The following is a 17085-nucleotide window of genomic DNA, read 5'->3' as shown; positions in this document are numbered from 1 at the left end:
CTGGCCTTGCCGGCGCGAAGGCTTCTAGACTGTGCCGGAAACCTGCCCCTTCGAGACCCATTCCCGACATGAGCCAGCTCTTCAGCCCCTATCAGCTCGGCAGCCTTACGCTTGCCAACCGCATCGTCATCGCCCCGATGTGCCAGTATTCGGCACAGGATGGCTGCGCCAGCGACTGGCACACCATCCATCTCGGCCATCTCGCGCTGTCCGGCGCCGGTCTCCTGATCATCGAGGCGACAGCCGTCGAGCCGGATGGCCGGATCAGCCCGTTCGACCTCGGCCTCTGGTCCGACGAAACCGAAGCCGCGCTCGGCAAGGCGCTGGATTCCGCCCGCCGCTGGTCGGACATGCCGATTGCGATCCAGCTCGCCCATGCCGGGCGCAAGGCCTCTCTCGCCCAGCCCTGGAAGGGCGGCGGCCAGCTCGGCCTCGACCAGGGCGGCTGGACGGTCGAAGCCCCCTCGGAAATCGGCTTCGAGACCTATCCGCGGCCGCCCCGTGCCCTCACAAGCGACGATATCGGCCGGCTGATCGAAGCCTTCGCGGATTCGGCCCGCCGGGCCGTCCGGCTCGGCTTCGCCGCGATCGAGCTGCATGGCGCGCATGGCTATCTGATGCACCAGTTCCTCTCGCCGTTCTCGAACAAGCGCGAGGATGAGTATGGCGGCTCGCTGGAGAACCGGATGCGCTTCCCGCTCGCGGTGCTCGATGCGGTGCGAGCCGTGGTGCCGGCAGGCTATCCGGTCGGCTTCCGCGTTTCGGGCACGGATTGGGTCGAGGGCGGCTGGGACATCGAGCAGAGCATCGCCTTCGCCCAAGCCGCCAAAGCGCGCGGCGCCGATTTCATCGACATGTCCGGCGGTGGGCTCTCGGCCACGCAAAAGGTTCCGCTCGGCCCCAACTATCAGGTGCCGCTGGCGCGCGCCGTGAAGGAGGCGACGGGCATCGCCACCATGGCGGTCGGCCTGATCACCGAGGCCGAGCAGGCCGAGGCGATCATCGGCACCGGCGAGGCCGATTTCGTCGCATTGGCGCGCGGCATCCTCTACAACCCGCGCTGGCCCTGGCACGCGGCAGCCCAGCTCGGCGCCACCGTCAAGGCGCCGAACCAGTATCTGCGCTCGCAGCCGCGCCAATATTCCAAGCTGTTCGCCTGAACCGTACCAGCATCGGCATTCCGGCCCGGCGCTGCTGACGCAGCTTGCCCGGGTCGGGAAAAACACTTCAATTGCGCGCCCCTTCCCACATCAGAGAGCCGCATGACCGCCTATTCCGACCTCTCCGCCCATTTCGGCCGCATCGCTGCCCTGTCGAATGCCATCGGCATCCTGCAATGGGACAACGACGTGATGATGCCGAAGGGCGCGGCCGAGACGCGGGCCGAAAGCATGGCCCTGCTCCAGGTCATGCGCCACGGTCTCTCGACCGATAGCCGCATCGGCGATTGGCTCGGCGAGGCCGAGAGCGACGGCAGCCTCGGCGCCTGGGAGAAGGCCAACCTGCGCGAGATCCGACGCGTCTGGACGGTCGACACCGCCCTGCCCTCCGAACTGGTGGAAGCGTCGAGCAAGGCGATCTCCGCTTGCGAGATGCGCTGGCGCCAAGCGCGGGCCGATGCCGATTTCGCCGGTCTCCTGCCCTATCTCGCCGAGGTCCTTAACCTGCAGCGCCAGATCGGCCGGGCCAAGGGCGAGAAGCTCGGGCTCTCCGCCTATGACGCGCTGCTCAACGATTACGAGCCGGGCGGCCGTTCCGCCAAGATCGACGGGCTGTTCGACGATCTTGCCGCCTTCCTGCCGGGCTTCACGCAGGAGGCGATGGCGGTGCAGGCCCGCCGGCCTGCCTTGCCCGCGCTGGAAGGCCCTTTCGCGACCAAGACGCAGCGGGCGCTCGGCCTCAAGTTCATGGCGGCGCTCGGCTATGATTTCGAGCGCGGCCGGCTCGATATCTCGACGCACCCTTTCTGCGGCGGCGCCGACAACGATGTCCGCATCACCACGCGCTATGACGAGACCGATTTCACCAAGGCGCTGATGGGCGTGCTGCACGAGACCGGCCACGCGCTCTACGAGCAGGGCCGGCCTCAAGCGCATCTCAACCAGCCGGTCGGCGCGGCGCGCGGCATGAGCCTGCATGAGAGCCAGTCGCTGCTGATGGAGATGCAAGCCTGCCGCTCGCGCCAGTTCCTGGCTTACGCCGCGCCGCTGATGCGCGAGAGCTTCGGCGGCACCGGCCCGGCCTGGGAAAGCGAGGCGATGTGGCATCGCTATACCCGCGTCGAGCCCGGCTTCATCCGCGTCGATGCCGACGAGGTGACCTATCCCGCCCATGTCATCCTGCGCTACCGGCTGGAGAAGGCACTGATCGCCGACGAGATGCCGCTTGCCGAGCTGCCCGCTGCCTGGAACGCCGGGATGAAGTCCCTGCTCGGCGTCACCGTTCCAAACGACCGGCTGGGCTGCCTGCAGGATATCCATTGGCCGTCCGGCGGCTGGGGCTATTTCCCGACCTATACGCTCGGCGCCATGACCGCGGCCCAGATCTTCGATGCCGCCTGCAAGGCGGAGGCCTCGATCCTGCCCGGTATCGGCAAGGGCGATTTCGGTCCGCTGGTCGGCTGGCTGCGCGCCAATATCCACGGCAAGGGCTCGCTGCTCCCGACCGACGAGCTGCTGACGGAAGCGACTGGTCGCCCGCTCGACGCCGCGGTGTTCAAGGCCCACCTGCGCCGGCGCTATATCGACGAAGTCTAAGCGCACTCATTTTATTTATTCGAAACAAAGACTTAGACAAACGCCTCGTGCCGATCGGCCATGCAGCTTTCGGACTTGCATCGGGGCTTCCGAAGCGGGATGTCGGAGACGACCTCCTGCTTCGGTGACCACTCATGACCCAGACCAAGCCCGCCCCCCGCATCGCCATCACCTATTGCTCGATGTGCAACTGGATGCTGCGCTCGGCCTGGCTCGGGCAGGAACTGCTCTCGACCTTCGGGCAGGATCTCGGCGAGGTCGCTCTGATCCCGCGCACCGGCGGCATCTTCCAGATCCATTACGACGGCGAACTGATCTGGGACCGCAAGGCCGATGGCGGCTTCCCGGATTCCAAGGTGCTGAAGCAGCGCGTGCGCGACCGGCTCGACCCCGAACGCAGCCTCGGCCATGTCGACGGTCACACGATGTCGGCGGAGGCGGAGAGCTGAGGCGCCCTTTCGTTGGCCGTCATGCTCGGGCTTGACCCGAGCATCTCGGAAACCACTGCCTTCTCGTCATGAGATTCTAGGGTCGAAGCTTCGCTCCGCCCGAGAATGACGCTTAAGCTGCTGCGTGCTTCCGCGTCGCCGCGACCCAGGCCTTCAGCCGGCCCTCGGGATCGGCGTTCAAGGTGATGTCGGTCACCGCCGCGACGATATCGGCGCCGGCCTCGAAGACGCCCGGCGCCCGTTCCAGCGAGATGCCGCCGATGCCGACCAGCGGCAGGTCGCCGATGCGGCGCTTCCACTCGCCAAGCCGCTCCAGCCCTTGCGGGCCGAAGCGCATCTGCTTCAGGATGGTCGGGTAGACCGGACCGAGCGCGACATAGTCGGGCCTGGCCGCCAGCGCGCGCTCCAGCTCGGGCTCGTCATGGCTGCTGATGCCGAGCTTGAGCCCCGCCTTGCGGATCGCATCGAGGTCGGCCTCGTCGAGATCCTCCTGGCCGAGATGGATGAAATCGCAGCCCTCGGCGATGGCGAGCTTCCAGTAGTCGTTGACGACGAGCACGCAACCGGCCGCAGCGCAGAGCGTCTTCGCCCGCGCGATCTCACGGGCGACCTCGGTCTCGGGCCGGTCCTTGACGCGCAACTGCACCAGCTTGACGCCGAGCGGCAGCATCCGCTCCAGCCAGTCGGCGCTGTCGAAGATGGGGTAGAACGGATCGAGCTTCATGCGGGAGCGATCTTTCAGGCCAGGAAGGCTTTGCCCATGACGGGCGTGGAGGGAGCGGCCATGTCGCGCGCCTCGATCGGCTGCGCGGCAAAAGCCTGACGACCGGCGCGGATGGCGAGCGAGAAGGCCTCCGCCATCGCGGCGGGGTCGCCCGCCTTGGCGACTGCGGTATTGAGCAGGATGCCGTCATAACCCATCTCCATCGCCTGCGCGGCATGGGACGGCAGGCCGATGCCGGCATCGACGACAAGCGGCACATCCGGGAAATGCTGGCGCAGGCTGCGCAGGCCATAGGGGTTGTTGAGCCCCCTGCCCGACCCGATCGGCGCACCCCATGGCATCAACACCTCGCAGCCGGCATCGAGCAGGCGCCCGCCGACCACGAGATCCTCGGTCGTGTAGGGAAAGACCTTGAAGCCGTCATCGGCGAGAATGCGTGCGGCCTCGACCAGCGCGATCACGTCCGGCTGGAGCGTGTCGTCCTCGCCGATCACCTCGAGCTTGATCCAGTCGGTACCGAAGACCTCGCGCGCCATCTGCGCCGTGGTCACCGCCTCCTTGACGGTGTGGCAGCCGGCCGTGTTCGGCAGAACCCTGACGCCGAGCTCGCGGATCAGCGCCCAGAAGGCCTGGCCGGCGCCCCCGGAGGATTCCCGCCGCAGCGAAACGGTGACGACCTCGGCGCCCGAGCGCTTCACCGCCTCGGCCAGGATCGTGGGCGACGGATATTGCGCCGTGCCGAGGAACAGCGGGTTCTGCGGCTCGAAGCCATAGAAGGATGCCATCTCAGCCTCCTTGCATCGGCGCGACGATCTCGATGCGATCGCCTTCGCTCAGGGCCGTTTCGGCGCGCTTGCGGGCCGGCACGAAATCGCCGTTCACCGCAGTCGCGACGATGCGGCCGCCGAAGCCCAGCTCCGCCAGCGCCTCGGCCAGCGTCTTCGCCGCGACGTCCTGCGGGGCGCCGTTAAGCAGCAAGGTCATGCAGCATCTCCGGTGTTGCTTGCGGGTTCAGCACGGCCTCAGCCGCCATCCGCGCCATGGCGGGGCTGAGCAGGAAGCCGTGGCGGTAGAGCCCGTTGACATGGATCACCCGGCCGCGACGCGTCAGCCGCGGCAGGTTGTCGGGAAAGGCCGGGCGGGCATCGGTTCCGATCTCGACCACCTCGGCCTCGGCGAAAGCGGGATGCAGCGCATAGGCGGCGCCCAGCAGTTCCAGCATGGCGCGAGCGGAGATGCGACGCCGCTCGCCGCTCTCGATCATCGTCGCACCGACCATGAAGAGCCCGTCCACGCGCGGGACGATGTAGAGCGGAATGCGCGGATGCAGCAGCCGGACCGGGCGCGACAGGCTGATATCGTCGCTGCGCAGCAGCAGCATCTCGCCCTTGACGCCGCGCAGGTCCGGCAGGACATCACGCGCCGCCAGCCCCCGGCAATCGAGGACGATATCGGCATCGAGATCGACGGGCTCGACGGCGCTGTCGAAATGGATTGTGCCGCCGTTCGCGACGAGGCGCTCGGCCAGTACGGCGATGGCTTCACGCGGATCGAGATGTCCTTCACGCGCAAAGAACAGGCCGCGCGAAAACCGTCCGGCGAGATCGGGCTCGATCACGGCGACCGCATCGCCATCGATCTCCTCGAAATGGCTCGTGCGCTGCCCGAAGCGGCGCAATTCCGAACGATCCCGGCTCGGCGCGACCACGAGCGTGCCGTTGCGGACGACACCGCCGGCATGGCGCTCCCACCAGTCGGCCGCCTGCTGGCCGAGCCGGATCACCGGCTCCTCGGCGCTCTCGCCCTCGCACCACGGCGCCAGCATGCCGCCGGCATACCAGGAGCAGGCTTCGGCGCCGATGCGCGGACCGCGCTCATGGACCGTGACCTGCGCGCCGCGCGCCAACAGTTCGGTGGCGCAGGCCAGGCCGACGACACCAGCGCCGACCACCGCGACCTTCAGGCTGGAATGAGGGCGTTCTGCCGTCATGCTCTTCCCTGCTCCCGGGAAGGCAGCGGCCTGGGGCGCGAACAGGATGTCTGCGAACCGAAGACCGTTCCCTTCGCCGGCATTACCCGGATCAGGTACGATGGGTTGGCGCTGACCACGCCTCTCAGCCTCTCGGCACCCCAACGGACAGGCTCAATCTAGTGGCTGCCCGACAGTGGAGCAAGACGAGCCAATGCAGGGCTCCTGTGCAGCAGCTTTAGCCCGCAGCAGCAATCCGTGCCGCTTGGCCTCTCCATTACCAACGGAGTGCTCTATGATCGGCTTCGCGTGCATGCACAGGCGAAGCGAAGGAAGTTGCCGACGAGGCTTGTCAAACGGCTCTGCAATCGGGCATAGAGCCTCTCGCCGGAGACGTGGCCGAGAGGCTGAAGGCACTCGTTTGCTAAATGAGCATACCCCACAAGGGTATCGAGGGTTCGAATCCCTCCGTCTCCGCCACTCTTTTTTCTGCCCTTCCTTCGTTCGCTTGAACTTGAATTCGCACGCGGTTGCGGCGCACGGACGTGTGCACTCTCATGCATCGGCGAGCGTCCGGTCGGACCTTGTGCATCGCTGCGGCGATCTCCCATCCCGGCAGGTGCGCTGGTCGGCGGCTGGATTGGGTCGTCGCGATCAAGCAGGGCCGCCTACCGGCGATGCCGACACCGCAAGCGCGAGGGCCTCACCAGGTTTCCTTGACCGTTTCCATCGCGACATTGGTCGAGGTGTTCGCGACATGGGGCAGGTTCGAGATCTTCTCGCCCAGCACGGCCCGATAGCGCCGGATATCCGGCGTGCGGATCTTGAGAAGGTAGTCGAAGCGCCCCGCGATCATGTGGCACTCCTCGACCTCCCTGATTTTCTTGACCTCCTCGTTGAATTTCGTCAGCGCCTTTTCCGTGGTGTCGGACAGCTTGACCTCGGCGAAGGCGATGTGATCGAGCTTCAGCTTCGCCGGGTTAAGCGTTGCCCGGAAGCCCTCGATATAGCCGTCGTCGACAAGCCGGCGGAACCGGATCTGGCAGGGCGTCTTGGAGAGGCCGATCCGCGCGCCAAGCTCGGCGATCGAGATCCGGCCGTCCTCCCTGAGCACGTCGAGGATCTTGCGATCCAGCGCGTCCAGATCGCCTTCGATCGGCATTTCCTTAGGCTTCTTCACTTGCAATCCTCAAATCTGAAGTCTGAACGGACTGCAGGATAACAAAATTTAGACCGCCTGAGAATCGCGCTCATGATAAGCTCCCGCGCAAAGAACGGGAGAGGGTATCGCCCCCGGCCCGTCGCGTTCGAACCCGCCGGGACAAGCCATGAGCCAAGCCACCGCTGCCGCCGCCAACACCGCCTCCAGCCCGGCGCCTTTCGAGGGCTTCGCTCCACCGATCCGCGAGCAGTCGGCGCTGCGCCAGGCGATCACCGCCGCCTATCGCCGGCCTGAAACGGAGTGCCTGCCCCCGCTGCTGGAAGCGGCGAAGCTGGCGCCAGCGAGCAAGCAGGAGATCGCGCGCACGGGGCGCAAGCTGATCGAAGCGCTGCGGGCCAAACACAAGGGCACCGGCGTCGAGGGTCTGGTCCAGGAATACTCGCTCTCCAGCCAGGAGGGCGTCGCGCTGATGTGCCTCGCCGAGGCGCTGCTGCGCATCCCGGATACCGCAACGCGCGACGCGCTGATCCGCGACAAGATCGCCGATGGCGACTGGAAGTCCCATGTCGGCGGCGGCAAGTCGCTCTTCGTCAATGCCGCGACCTGGGGCCTCGTCGTGACCGGCAAGCTGACCTCCACCGTGAATGATCGCAGCCTGGCCGCTGCCCTGACGCGCCTCATCGCTCGCGCGGGCGAGCCGGTGATCCGGCGTGGCGTCGACATGGCCATGCGGATGATGGGCGAGCAGTTCGTCACCGGCGAGACGATCGACGAGGCGCTGAAGCGCGCTCGGCCACTGGAGGCGCGCGGCTTCCGTTATTCCTACGACATGCTCGGCGAGGCCGCGACCACCGCAGCCGATGCCGCCCGCTACTATCGCGATTACGAGAACGCGATCCACGCCATCGGCCGGGCCGCGAACGGGCGCGGTGTGTTTGAAGGCCCAGGCATCTCGATCAAGCTCTCGGCCCTGCATCCGCGCTATAGCCGCGCGCAGGCCGGCCGGGTGATGAGCGAATTGCTGCCGCTCGTGCGCGAGCTCGCGCTGATCGCCAAGAGCTATGATATCGGCCTCAATATCGATGCCGAGGAGGCGGACCGGCTGGAGCTCTCGCTCGACCTGCTGGAGGCGCTGAGCTTCGATAACGCGCTGCAGGGCTGGAACGGCCTCGGCTTCGTGGTGCAGGCCTATGGCAAGCGCTGCCCCTTCGTTCTCGACTGGATCATCGATCTTGCCCGCCGCTCCGGCCGGCGCATGATGGTGCGCCTCGTCAAGGGCGCCTATTGGGATGCCGAGATCAAGCGCGCCCAGGTCGACGGGCTCGCCGATTTCCCGGTCTATACCCGCAAGGTCCATACCGACGTCGCCTATGTCGCCTGCGCCCGCAAGCTCCTGGCAGCTCCCGACGCGATCTTCCCGCAATTCGCGACGCATAACGCCCAGACGCTGGCGACGATCTACCACCTCGCCGGCACCGACTTTGCCGTCGGGAAGTACGAGTTCCAGTGCCTGCACGGCATGGGCGAGCCGCTCTATGACGAGGTCGTCGGCAAGGACAATCTCGACCGGCCCTGCCGCATCTATGCGCCGGTCGGCACCCATGAGACGCTGCTCGCCTATCTCGTGCGGCGCCTGCTGGAAAACGGCGCGAACTCCTCCTTCGTCAACCGCATCTCCGATCCGAGCGTGACCATCGACTCGCTCGTCGCCGACCCCGTCGACGTGGTCGAGGCGATGCCGGTCATCGGCAGGCTGCACGACCAGATCGCGCTGCCGGCCGATCTCTACGGCGCCGACCGCGCCAATTCTGGGGGTATCGACCTCTCCAACGAGGCGGCTTTGGCCGAGCTCGCGAGCAATCTCACTGCCACGGTCGGGCAGAACTGGCATGCCGTGCCGCTGCTGGCGGATAACTCCACCGCCGGCACGACGCGACCGGTCCTGAATCCGGCGGATCATTCCGACATCGTCGGGCAGGTCACCGAGCTTGCCGTCGAGGATGCCGCCAGGATCGCCCATCTCGCCGCCGAGGGCGGCAAGGCCTGGGCCGCCGTGCCCCCGGCCGAACGTGCCGCCTGCCTCGACCGCGCCGCCGACCTCATGCAGGCGCGCATCGAGACGCTGATGGGCATCGCCATGCGCGAGGCCGGCAAATCGGCTGCCAACGCGATCAGCGAGGTGCGCGAGGCCATCGACTTCCTGCGCTATTATGCCGACCAGGCGCGCAAGACGCTGGGCCCGGCGCATGCGCCGCTCGGGCCGATCGTCTGCATCAGCCCGTGGAACTTCCCGTTGGCGATCTTCACCGGGCAGGTCGCGGCGGCGCTGGTCGCGGGCAACGCGGTGATGGCCAAGCCCGCGGGCGTCACCCCGATCATCGCGCATGAGAGCGTCAAGATCCTGCATGAGGCCGGCGTCCCGCGCGGCGCCCTGCAGTTCACGCCGGGCAGCGGGCGCCTCGGCGCCGCTCTGGTCGGCGCGGCGGAGACGGCGGGCGTGATGTTCACCGGCTCGACCGAGGTCGCGCGCGGCATCCAGGCCCAGTTGGCGGAGCGCCTCTCGGCCGAGGGCAAGCCGATCCCGCTGATCGCCGAGACCGGCGGCCAGAACGGCATGATCGTCGATTCCTCGGCGCTGGCCGAGCAGGTCGTCGCCGACGTCATCGCCTCGGCCTTCGACAGCGCCGGCCAGCGCTGCTCGGCCCTGCGCGTGCTCTGCCTGCAGCAGGACATCGCCGACCGCACGCTGCACATGCTGCAGGGCGCGCTCAAGGAACTCACCATCGGCCGCACCGACAAGCTCAGTGTGGATATCGGCCCGGTGATCAGCGAGGGTGCCCAGCGAGAAATCGACGAGCATGTCGCGCGCATGCGCGGCCTCGGCCGCAAGGTCGAGCAGCTCCCGCTGCCGGAGGCCGCCGCGAAGGGCACCTTCGTGCCGCCGACCATCGTCGAATTGAAGAGCCTGAGCGACCTGAAGCGCGAGGTCTTTGGGCCGGTCCTGCACGTCATCCGCTATGAGCGCGAGGACCTCGACAAGCTGATCGACGAGGTCAACGGCTCCGGCTACGGCCTGACCTTCGGCCTGCACACGCGATTGGACGAGACGATCGCCCATGTCACAAGCCGCATCAAGGCGGGCAATCTCTATGTGAACCGCAACATCATCGGCGCCGTCGTCGGCGTGCAGCCCTTCGGCGGCCGTGGCCTCTCCGGCACCGGGCCGAAGGCCGGCGGGCCGCTCTATATCGGGCGCCTTGTGCGCAAGGCGCCGGTGCCGCCCCAGCACAGCTCGGTCCATATCGATCCGGCGCTGCTCGAATATGCCGCCTGGCTCGCGAGCAAGGGGCTGAAGGCGGAAGCGGATGCCGCCCGCGAGACCGGCGGCCATTCGGCGCTGGGCTTGCATGTCGAGCTGGCCGGCCCGGTCGGCGAGCGCAATCTCTACGCCCTGCATCCGCGCGGCCGCATCCTGCTCGTGCCGCAGACGGAAGCCGGCCTCCATCGGCAGGTCGCGGCGGCGCTGGCGACCGGCAACCAGCTCGTCATCGACGCGGCCTCCGGGTTGAAGGCAGCGCTGTCGGGGCTGCCGGCTGCGGTGGAAACCCGCATCGGCTGGACCTCGGACTGGGAGGCCGACGGCCCGTTCTCGGGCGCGCTGGTCGAGGGCGACACCCAGCGGATCGGCGAGGTGAACCGCCGGATCGCCGGGCTTTCCGGCCCGCTCGTGCTGGTCCAGGCGGCGAGCACGGAGGAACTGAAGCGCGATCCCGATGCCTATTGCCTGAACTGGCTACTGGAAGAGGTCTCGACCTCGATCAACACCACGGCCGCCGGGGGCAACGCGAGCCTGATGACGATCGGCTGAAGCTCCCGGAGACGGAAACCGCTCGAGCCGGCCCGGCCGTGGGCATCATCTCCCACGGCCTGCCGGACGGTCAGCCGCTCAGCAGAAGCTCGACCAGTCGCCTGGTGCTGTTGACGTTGTATTTCCGGAGCAGCCGGGCGCGATAGATGTCGACGGTGCGCGGGCTGATGCCCAGTGCCTTCGCGGCCTCCTTGCCCGTCCTGCCCTCGATCAGGAGTGCGGCGACGTCGCGTTCGCGCGGCGTCAGCGAGGTTCGCAGCGACGGCCCGGCAGCTTCAGCCTTTGCGAGCTCGGAGAACACCCACAGCGCATGCCCGTGCGCGTCGTCTGGCGTATAGGTGAAGCCGCTGACCCTGACCCAGAACAGGCTGCCGTCGAGGCGCCGCATCACGCGGTCATCGGTATAGCTGCGCTCATCGGACAGGCGCGCGCCGACGCGCTTTCCGGTCTCCTCGTAATCGGATTGCGTCGGGTAGAACCGCTCGAAGGTCTGGCCGACGAGATCGCCGATCGATCCGCGGAATATCCTGGCGAAATCATGATTGCAGGCCAGGATGATGCGATTGCGGCCCACGACAAGCCCGACCGGGGCATTCTCGAAGGCCTGCCGGAAATCCACATCCATCGGAACCGCCTCCAGCCCGGTTTTCAGGCCGATAACCCAGCCGCACACTTAAGTGTCCGATACCTATAGAATTAGGTATTTAGGTAGCCTAGCCTTTTTCGGAGAAGGGACAAGACCGATGCAACTGACCGACTTCAAGGCTCTGACCTTCGACTGCTACGGCACGCTGATCGACTGGGAAACCGGCATGTTCGAAGGGCTGAAGCCGCTCACCAGCCGGCTCGCGACCCCGCCCACGCGTGATCAGGTACTGGAAGCGCATGCGCGGCATGAATCGTCGCAGCAATTGCAGACGCCGACCCGGATCTACCGGGACCTGCTGCCGATCGTCTACAAGCGCCTCGCTGAGGAATGGGGCCTGTCGGCGTCCTGGGAGGAATGCTTGGCCTATGGGCAATCGGTCAAGAACTGGCCGGCCTTCCCCGATTCCGCTGAAGCGCTTGAGTATCTCAAGCGCCACTACAAGCTCGTGATCCTGTCGAATGTCGACAATGAGAGCTTCGCCGCAAGCAATGCGAAGCTCCAGGTCGCCTTCGATGCGATCTACACGGCAGAGGATATCGGTTCCTACAAGCCGGCAGATCGGAATTTCGACTACATGTTCGAAAAGCTGGAGACGCTGGGCATCCGGAAGCACGAGATCCTGCACACCGCCGAGAGCATGTTCCACGACCATGGCCCGGCGAACCGGCACGGGCTGGCCTCCTGCTGGATCTATCGCCGCCACGACAAGGACGGCTTCGGCGCGACGATGCATCCGGGCGACATGCCGAGATATGATTTCCGCTTCAACAGCATGGCCGATCTCGCGAAGGCGCATCGGGAAGCGCTTGGCGGCTGATCCCGCCGGCAGCCGGGCATCGGCAAGGCCTATTCGGAACCCGATCGGCCCCGCGGAGGTTCACCTCCAAGGAGGATCGATCGATGAGCAAGGTTTCCGATCAGGCGAGCGGCGTCCCGGCTGCCTTCAGCACGGCTCGCAGGCCCGGGCAGCCAGGAGACGAAAACGAAAGCCGCGCCGGCCCGAACCCGCGCTCGGCTCACGCCACCGGTCCCCATGCTCCCTACGAGCCGCACGATCCCGAAGGCCTGGCGGCCGAGAAACATCATTCGGACCCCGTCGAGATCTCCGAAGATGCGGTGAATGAACGCAAGCCGAGCGGAACGATCAAGATCGTCGACCTCAGGAAGCCGGCCTAGACCATCGGACCCGTGACGATGGTCCCCTCGGCCGCCTCGCCCATGTTCCAGAAGGATGCCTGTCCCGCCGCAGGCCGCCGGGATCAGGATGGACCCAGCGCTGCATTATGAGGCAGTGATGGGGCCGCAGGATTCGCCGCGGTGCGGATGATGCCGCCGACGCGAACCGGGACGAGGAAACGCCACCGATGCCGACGATGAAGAACGCGATGATCGTCGCGCCGCAGCCGGAAGCAGCGGAGGCCGGGGCCGAGGTTCTGGAGCGCGGCGGCAACGCCATCGACGCGGCGATCGCCTGCGCCTTCATGCAGGGCGTGGTCGATCCGCTGATGTGCGGCATCGGCGGCTTCGGCTCGATGCAGGTCTACATGCCGCGCCGCGGCGTCCATGAGATCGTCGAGTTCTATGCAAAAGCTCCGCTGGCCGCGACGCCGGACATGTGGCTGCAGCATCTGCAGGGGCAGACGCGGGACGGTTTCGCCTTCCTGCTCAAGGGCGGGATCAACGAGTTCGGCCATCTCGCCGTCTGCACGCCGGGCAGCGTCAAGGGCTATGCCCATGCGCTCTCGCAATTCGGCACGATGGACTGGCGCGACGTGATGGCGCCGGCGATCAGGCAGGCGCATGAAGGCGTGCTCGTCCGGCCGCACATGCACTGGTTCTGGAGCCAGGACCAGAGCGGCGGCGGTGAGGTCAATACCGGCGACAAGCTGCGCTACAGCAAGACCGGACGCGACGTCTACTTCCGGCCCGATGGCAGCCCCAGGCGCGTCGGCGACACGCTGGTCAATCCCGATCTCGCCGCCACGCTGGAGCATCTCGCGAGCGCGGGACCGGACGATTTCTACCATGGCGCGCTGGCCGCCCGGATGGCGGCGGATTTCGCGGCCCAGGGCGGGCTGATCAGTGAGCGCGACTTTGCGGCTTATGAACTCTCGGTCGCCGAGCCGATCTGGGGCTCCTATCGGGGCCACCGGATCTCGACCTCGCCGCCGCCGGCGAGCGGCATGTCGATGCTGCAGATCCTGCACATCCTCGAGAATTTCGACATCGGCGCGCTCAGGCATGGCAGCGCCGAGCACATCACCCTGCTCGCCGAGGCGATGCGGCGCATGACCATCGACAAGGATCGCTTCATGGGCGATCCGACCTATGTCGACGTGCCCGTCGACCGGCTGATCTCGAAGGAGCACGCCGCCGAGCAGGCGGAGGCGATCCGGCGTGGCGAGCGCGCGGTCATCGACAGGCTCGACAAGTCGCAGCGCGAGACGACGCATGTCACCGTCGTCGACCGCGAGGGCAACGCCGTGGCGCTGACCCATACCCTGGGCAGCCCCTCCGGCGCGATCTCGGACGGGCTCGGCTTCATCTATAACGGCACGATGAGCCGCTTCGACCCGCGCCCCGGCCGGGCGGCGTCGATCGCGCCCGGCAAGCGCCGCGCCTCTTCCGCCGCGCCGACCATCGTCTTCGACGGCGAGACGCCGCGCATCGTCATCGGCGCGCCCGGCGGCAGCTATATCGCGCCGGCGATCGCGCAAGGCATCATGAACATGATCGATTTCGGCATGCCGCCCTTCGAGGCCGTCGCGGCACCGCGGGTCATGGCGGTCTCGAACACGATCGACCTCTCCAACCGCATCCGTCGCAATGTCAGCGCCGAACTCACCGCCGCCGGATATGACGTCAAACGTTCGGCCCAGACATTCCCTTTCGCGGCCCTTCATGCGATCGGGATCGTCGACGGCACGTGTTCGGGCGGGGCCGACCCGCAGCGCGACGGAATGGCGATCTCCGTCTGATTTCCGGACCGGCTTCGACAGGGGGCGGGAATGTTCCTGAGCGTATTCGACGTCTTCAAGATCGGTATCGGCCCCTCGTCCTCGCATACGATGGGCCCGATGACGGCGGCCGGGCACTTCCTCGACCTGCTGCGCCGGGACCCAGCGCGCGATCGCGCGGCAGCCGTCAAGGCGACGCTCTACGGCTCGCTCGCCTTCACCGGAAAGGGCCACGCCACCGACCGGGCCGTGGCGCTCGGCCTGCTCGGCTGGACGCCGGCCGCCTTCGATTTCGATGCGGCCGAACGCCAGATCGACGAACTCGGCCGCAGCCACCTGCTGCGCCATGACGGCCTGCCGCCGCTGGCCTTCGATCCCGCGACCGATATCGTCTTCGACTACGGGCCGCCTTTGCCCGGCCATGCCAATGGCCTCGTCTTCAGCGCCCGCGATGCCGCCGGTGTCGAGTTGTTGTCCGAGACCTATTATTCGATCGGTGGTGGCTTCGTGGTGACGGCGCAGGAGCGCGAAGCGCCGGCCACTTCTACGCAGACATCGTCCTGGCCCTATCCATTCGCGAATGCGGCAACGATGCTGCGCATGGCCAAGGAGAGCGGGCTGTCGATCGCGGCGATGAAGCGCGCCAATGAAATCCATCTCCAGCCGGCGGAAGAGGTCGAAAGTGGCCTCGCCCGGCTCTGGTCGGTGATGAACGACTGCATCGAGCGCGGCATGAATCAGGAGGGCGAACTGCCCGGCGGCCTGCGCGTGCGGCGCAGGGCGGCGCATATCCACCGGCAACTGGCGGCCGAGCGGCTGGCCAACCGCTCGCAGCCGCATGCCTCGACCGACTGGCTCAGCGTCTATGCGATGGCGGTGAACGAGGAGAACGCGGCCGGCGGCCGGGTCGTCACCTCTCCGACCAACGGGGCCGCCGGCGTCGTGCCGGCGGTGCTGCGCTATTATCTCGACCATTGCGTCGGGGCGGAGCCGGAAAAGGTCTCCGATTTCCTGCTGACGGCGGCAGCGATCGGCGGATTGATCAAGCACAACGCCTCGATCTCCGGAGCGGAGGCCGGCTGCCAGGGCGAAGTCGGCTCCGCCGCCGCGATGGCCGCGGCCGGGCTCTGCGCCGTGCTCGGCGGCTCGCCGGCGCAGATCGAGAACGCGGCCGAGATCGCGCTGGAGCACCATCTCGGCATGACCTGCGACCCCGCGGCGGGCCTCGTCCAGGTGCCCTGCATCGAGCGCAACGGCATCGGCGCGATCAAGGCGGTCGCGGCCGCGTCGCTGGCTCTGCGCGGTGACGGCTCGCATTTCATGCCACTCGACAACTGCATCGAGGCGATGCGGCAGACCGGCGAGGCCATGAACGAGCGCTTCAAGGAAACCAGCCTCGGGGGGCTCGCAGTCAACCTGCCGGAATGCTGAGCCCTCCCCTGCCATTTTTGCATGATGGATCAGGCGAGCGCCCGATAGGGTGGACGCACAGCCTGCAAGGATCGGATCGATGATCGTGGATGACTTCCGTTCGGATACGGTAACGCGCCCCGGCGAAGGGATGCGGGCCGCCATGGCCGCGGCCGAAGTCGGCGACGCCGTCTATGACGATTGCCCGACGACGAAGCGGCTGGAGGCGATGACGGCCGAGCGGCTCGGCAAGGAATCGGCCTTGTTCTTCCCCACCGGCACGCAGGCGAACCTCGCCGGGCTGATGGCCCATTGCGGCCGCGGCGAGGAATACATCGTCGGCCAGATGGCCCACACTTATCGATTGGAAGGTGGCGGCGCCGCCGTGCTCGGCTCGATCCAGCCGCAGCCTCTTCCGAACGAGGCCGACGGCACGATCGCGCTCGACGCCATCGCCAATGCGATCAAGCCGAACGATTTCCACTTCGCAATGACGCGGCTTCTGGCGCTGGAGAACACCTTCAACGGCCAGGTGCTACCCGACGCCTATCTGGAGGCTGCAACCGGGCTTGCCCGCTCGCGCGGCCTCGCCACCCATCTCGACGGCGCCCGCCTGATGAACGCGGCCGCGGCGAGCAACCGCGATGCCGCCTGGATCGCGGGGCAGTTCGACACCGTGTCGCTATGCCTCTCTAAGGGCCTCGGCGCGCCGGTCGGGTCCATTCTGGTCGGACCGAAGGATTTCATCGAGAAGGCCCGGCGGATCCGCAAGATGCTGGGCGGCGGCATGCGCCAGACCGGCGTGATCGCCGCAGCCGCGATCTACGCGCTGGAGCACAATGTCTCGCGGCTCGGCGAGGATCACCGGCGCGCCGCGGCTCTGGCGGAGGCACTGGCGCGCTTCCCGGCGCTTGGCGCCGGGCCGGCCCGCACCAATATGGTGTTCATGTCGCCCAAGGCGCTCGACACCGCCGCCTTCGCCGCGTTCCTGCGCGAACGCGGCATCGCCGTCAGCGGGCGGTACGGCACATTGCGCTGGGTGACCCATCTCGATGTGAACGACGCCTCCGTCGCGCGTGTCGCCGAAGCCTGCGAGCGCTTCTTCGACAAGCGGCAGGCGGCTGCGGAGTAAAAGCCCCGC

The 17085-nt window shown here is 67.2% G+C and carries 15 protein-coding genes, 1 tRNA gene and 1 riboswitch; of the genes, 10 read left to right on the top strand and 6 right to left on the bottom strand.

The window, feature by feature from the left end; all coding sequences use genetic code 11:
- Positions 1-68 precede the first annotated feature (68 nt).
- The 3 genes from FHT98_RS21055 to FHT98_RS21045 all read left to right on the top strand — a co-directional run bounded on the left by FHT98_RS21055 (position 69) and on the right by FHT98_RS21045 (position 3205).
- Positions 69-1160: an NADH:flavin oxidoreductase/NADH oxidase gene (locus FHT98_RS21055; protein WP_142115191.1), complete on the top strand. Its 1092-nt coding sequence runs from the start codon at positions 69-71 to the stop codon at positions 1158-1160.
- Between the two features lie 102 nt (positions 1161-1262).
- A complete protein-coding gene (locus FHT98_RS21050) occupies positions 1263-2756 on the top strand; it encodes a carboxypeptidase M32 (protein WP_142115190.1) in 1494 nt (497 codons plus the stop codon).
- Positions 2757-2890: 134 nt separating this feature from the next.
- Complete coding sequence (locus FHT98_RS21045) at positions 2891-3205, top strand: Rdx family protein (RefSeq protein WP_047580587.1); 315 nt, start codon at positions 2891-2893, stop codon at positions 3203-3205.
- A 112-nt stretch (positions 3206-3317) separates the two neighbouring features.
- Here FHT98_RS21045 and FHT98_RS21040 read toward each other — a convergent pair whose 3' ends face one another.
- The 4 genes from FHT98_RS21040 to thiO are packed head-to-tail and all read right to left on the bottom strand — an operon-like array spanning position 3318 to position 5892.
- Entirely contained in the window at positions 3318-3929 is a 612-nt protein-coding gene (locus FHT98_RS21040; RefSeq protein WP_142115189.1) for a thiamine phosphate synthase, read from the bottom strand.
- Positions 3930-3943: 14 nt separating this feature from the next.
- The gene (locus FHT98_RS21035) at positions 3944-4714 is read right to left on the bottom strand and encodes a thiazole synthase (RefSeq protein WP_142115188.1); all 771 of its coding nucleotides are present in this window, start codon (positions 4712-4714) and stop codon (positions 3944-3946) included.
- Position 4715: 1 nt separating this feature from the next.
- The gene (thiS, locus tag FHT98_RS21030) at positions 4716-4913 is read right to left on the bottom strand and encodes a sulfur carrier protein ThiS (protein ID WP_061964195.1); all 198 of its coding nucleotides are present in this window, start codon (positions 4911-4913) and stop codon (positions 4716-4718) included.
- A complete protein-coding gene (gene thiO, locus FHT98_RS21025) occupies positions 4897-5892 on the bottom strand; it encodes a glycine oxidase ThiO (protein ID WP_142115839.1) in 996 nt (331 codons plus the stop codon). The genes thiS and thiO overlap by 17 nt, the downstream gene beginning before the upstream one ends.
- A gap of 78 nt (positions 5893-5970) precedes the next feature.
- Positions 5971-6072, bottom strand: a riboswitch (TPP riboswitch).
- 215 nt (positions 6073-6287) lie between these two features.
- Between thiO and FHT98_RS21020 the strand changes: the two genes are divergently transcribed.
- Positions 6288-6378: transfer RNA gene (locus FHT98_RS21020), tRNA-Ser, on the top strand.
- 223 nt (positions 6379-6601) lie between these two features.
- On the opposite strand, the gene FHT98_RS21015 is transcribed toward FHT98_RS21020, so the two are convergent.
- Positions 6602-7060, bottom strand: coding sequence for an Lrp/AsnC family transcriptional regulator (locus FHT98_RS21015; protein ID WP_061964197.1), 459 nt, complete (start codon positions 7058-7060; stop codon positions 6602-6604).
- 166 nt (positions 7061-7226) lie between these two features.
- Here FHT98_RS21015 and putA point away from each other — a divergent pair, with 166 nt between their 5' ends.
- Positions 7227-10928 carry a trifunctional transcriptional regulator/proline dehydrogenase/L-glutamate gamma-semialdehyde dehydrogenase gene (putA, locus tag FHT98_RS21010; RefSeq protein ID WP_142115187.1) on the top strand — a complete coding sequence of 1234 codons (3702 nt, stop codon included), beginning with the start codon at positions 7227-7229 and terminating at the stop codon, positions 10926-10928.
- A gap of 70 nt (positions 10929-10998) precedes the next feature.
- On the opposite strand, the gene FHT98_RS21005 is transcribed toward putA, so the two are convergent.
- Positions 10999-11601, bottom strand: coding sequence for a LuxR C-terminal-related transcriptional regulator (locus FHT98_RS21005; RefSeq protein WP_210244395.1), 603 nt, complete (start codon positions 11599-11601; stop codon positions 10999-11001).
- Between the two features lie 70 nt (positions 11602-11671).
- On the opposite strand from FHT98_RS21005, the gene FHT98_RS21000 reads away from it, so the two are divergent.
- The 5 genes from FHT98_RS21000 to ltaE all read left to right on the top strand — a co-directional run bounded on the left by FHT98_RS21000 (position 11672) and on the right by ltaE (position 17076).
- Positions 11672-12394, top strand: a complete 723-nt coding sequence (locus FHT98_RS21000; RefSeq protein ID WP_142115186.1) for a haloacid dehalogenase type II — start codon at positions 11672-11674, stop codon at positions 12392-12394.
- 83 nt (positions 12395-12477) lie between these two features.
- On the top strand, positions 12478-12753 hold the full coding sequence (locus tag FHT98_RS20995) for a hypothetical protein (protein ID WP_142115185.1): 276 nt from the start codon (positions 12478-12480) through the stop codon (positions 12751-12753).
- Positions 12754-12950: 197 nt separating this feature from the next.
- Positions 12951-14555 carry a gamma-glutamyltransferase gene (gene ggt / locus FHT98_RS20990; protein ID WP_142115837.1) on the top strand — a complete coding sequence of 535 codons (1605 nt, stop codon included), beginning with the start codon at positions 12951-12953 and terminating at the stop codon, positions 14553-14555.
- A 30-nt stretch (positions 14556-14585) separates the two neighbouring features.
- Positions 14586-15965 (top strand): L-serine ammonia-lyase, encoded by a 1380-nt coding sequence (locus FHT98_RS20985; RefSeq protein WP_142115184.1) that lies wholly within the window; start codon positions 14586-14588, stop codon positions 15963-15965.
- A 79-nt stretch (positions 15966-16044) separates the two neighbouring features.
- Complete coding sequence (gene ltaE / locus FHT98_RS20980; protein WP_142115183.1) at positions 16045-17076, top strand: low-specificity L-threonine aldolase; 1032 nt, start codon at positions 16045-16047, stop codon at positions 17074-17076.
- Positions 17077-17085 lie beyond the last annotated feature (9 nt).

It is taken from the genome of Allobosea sp. AK1 (genome assembly GCF_006714945.1).
GTDB classification, from domain to species: domain Bacteria; phylum Pseudomonadota; class Alphaproteobacteria; order Rhizobiales; family Beijerinckiaceae; genus Allobosea; species Allobosea robiniae.
This window is presented reverse-complemented; position numbering and strand designations above follow the sequence as displayed.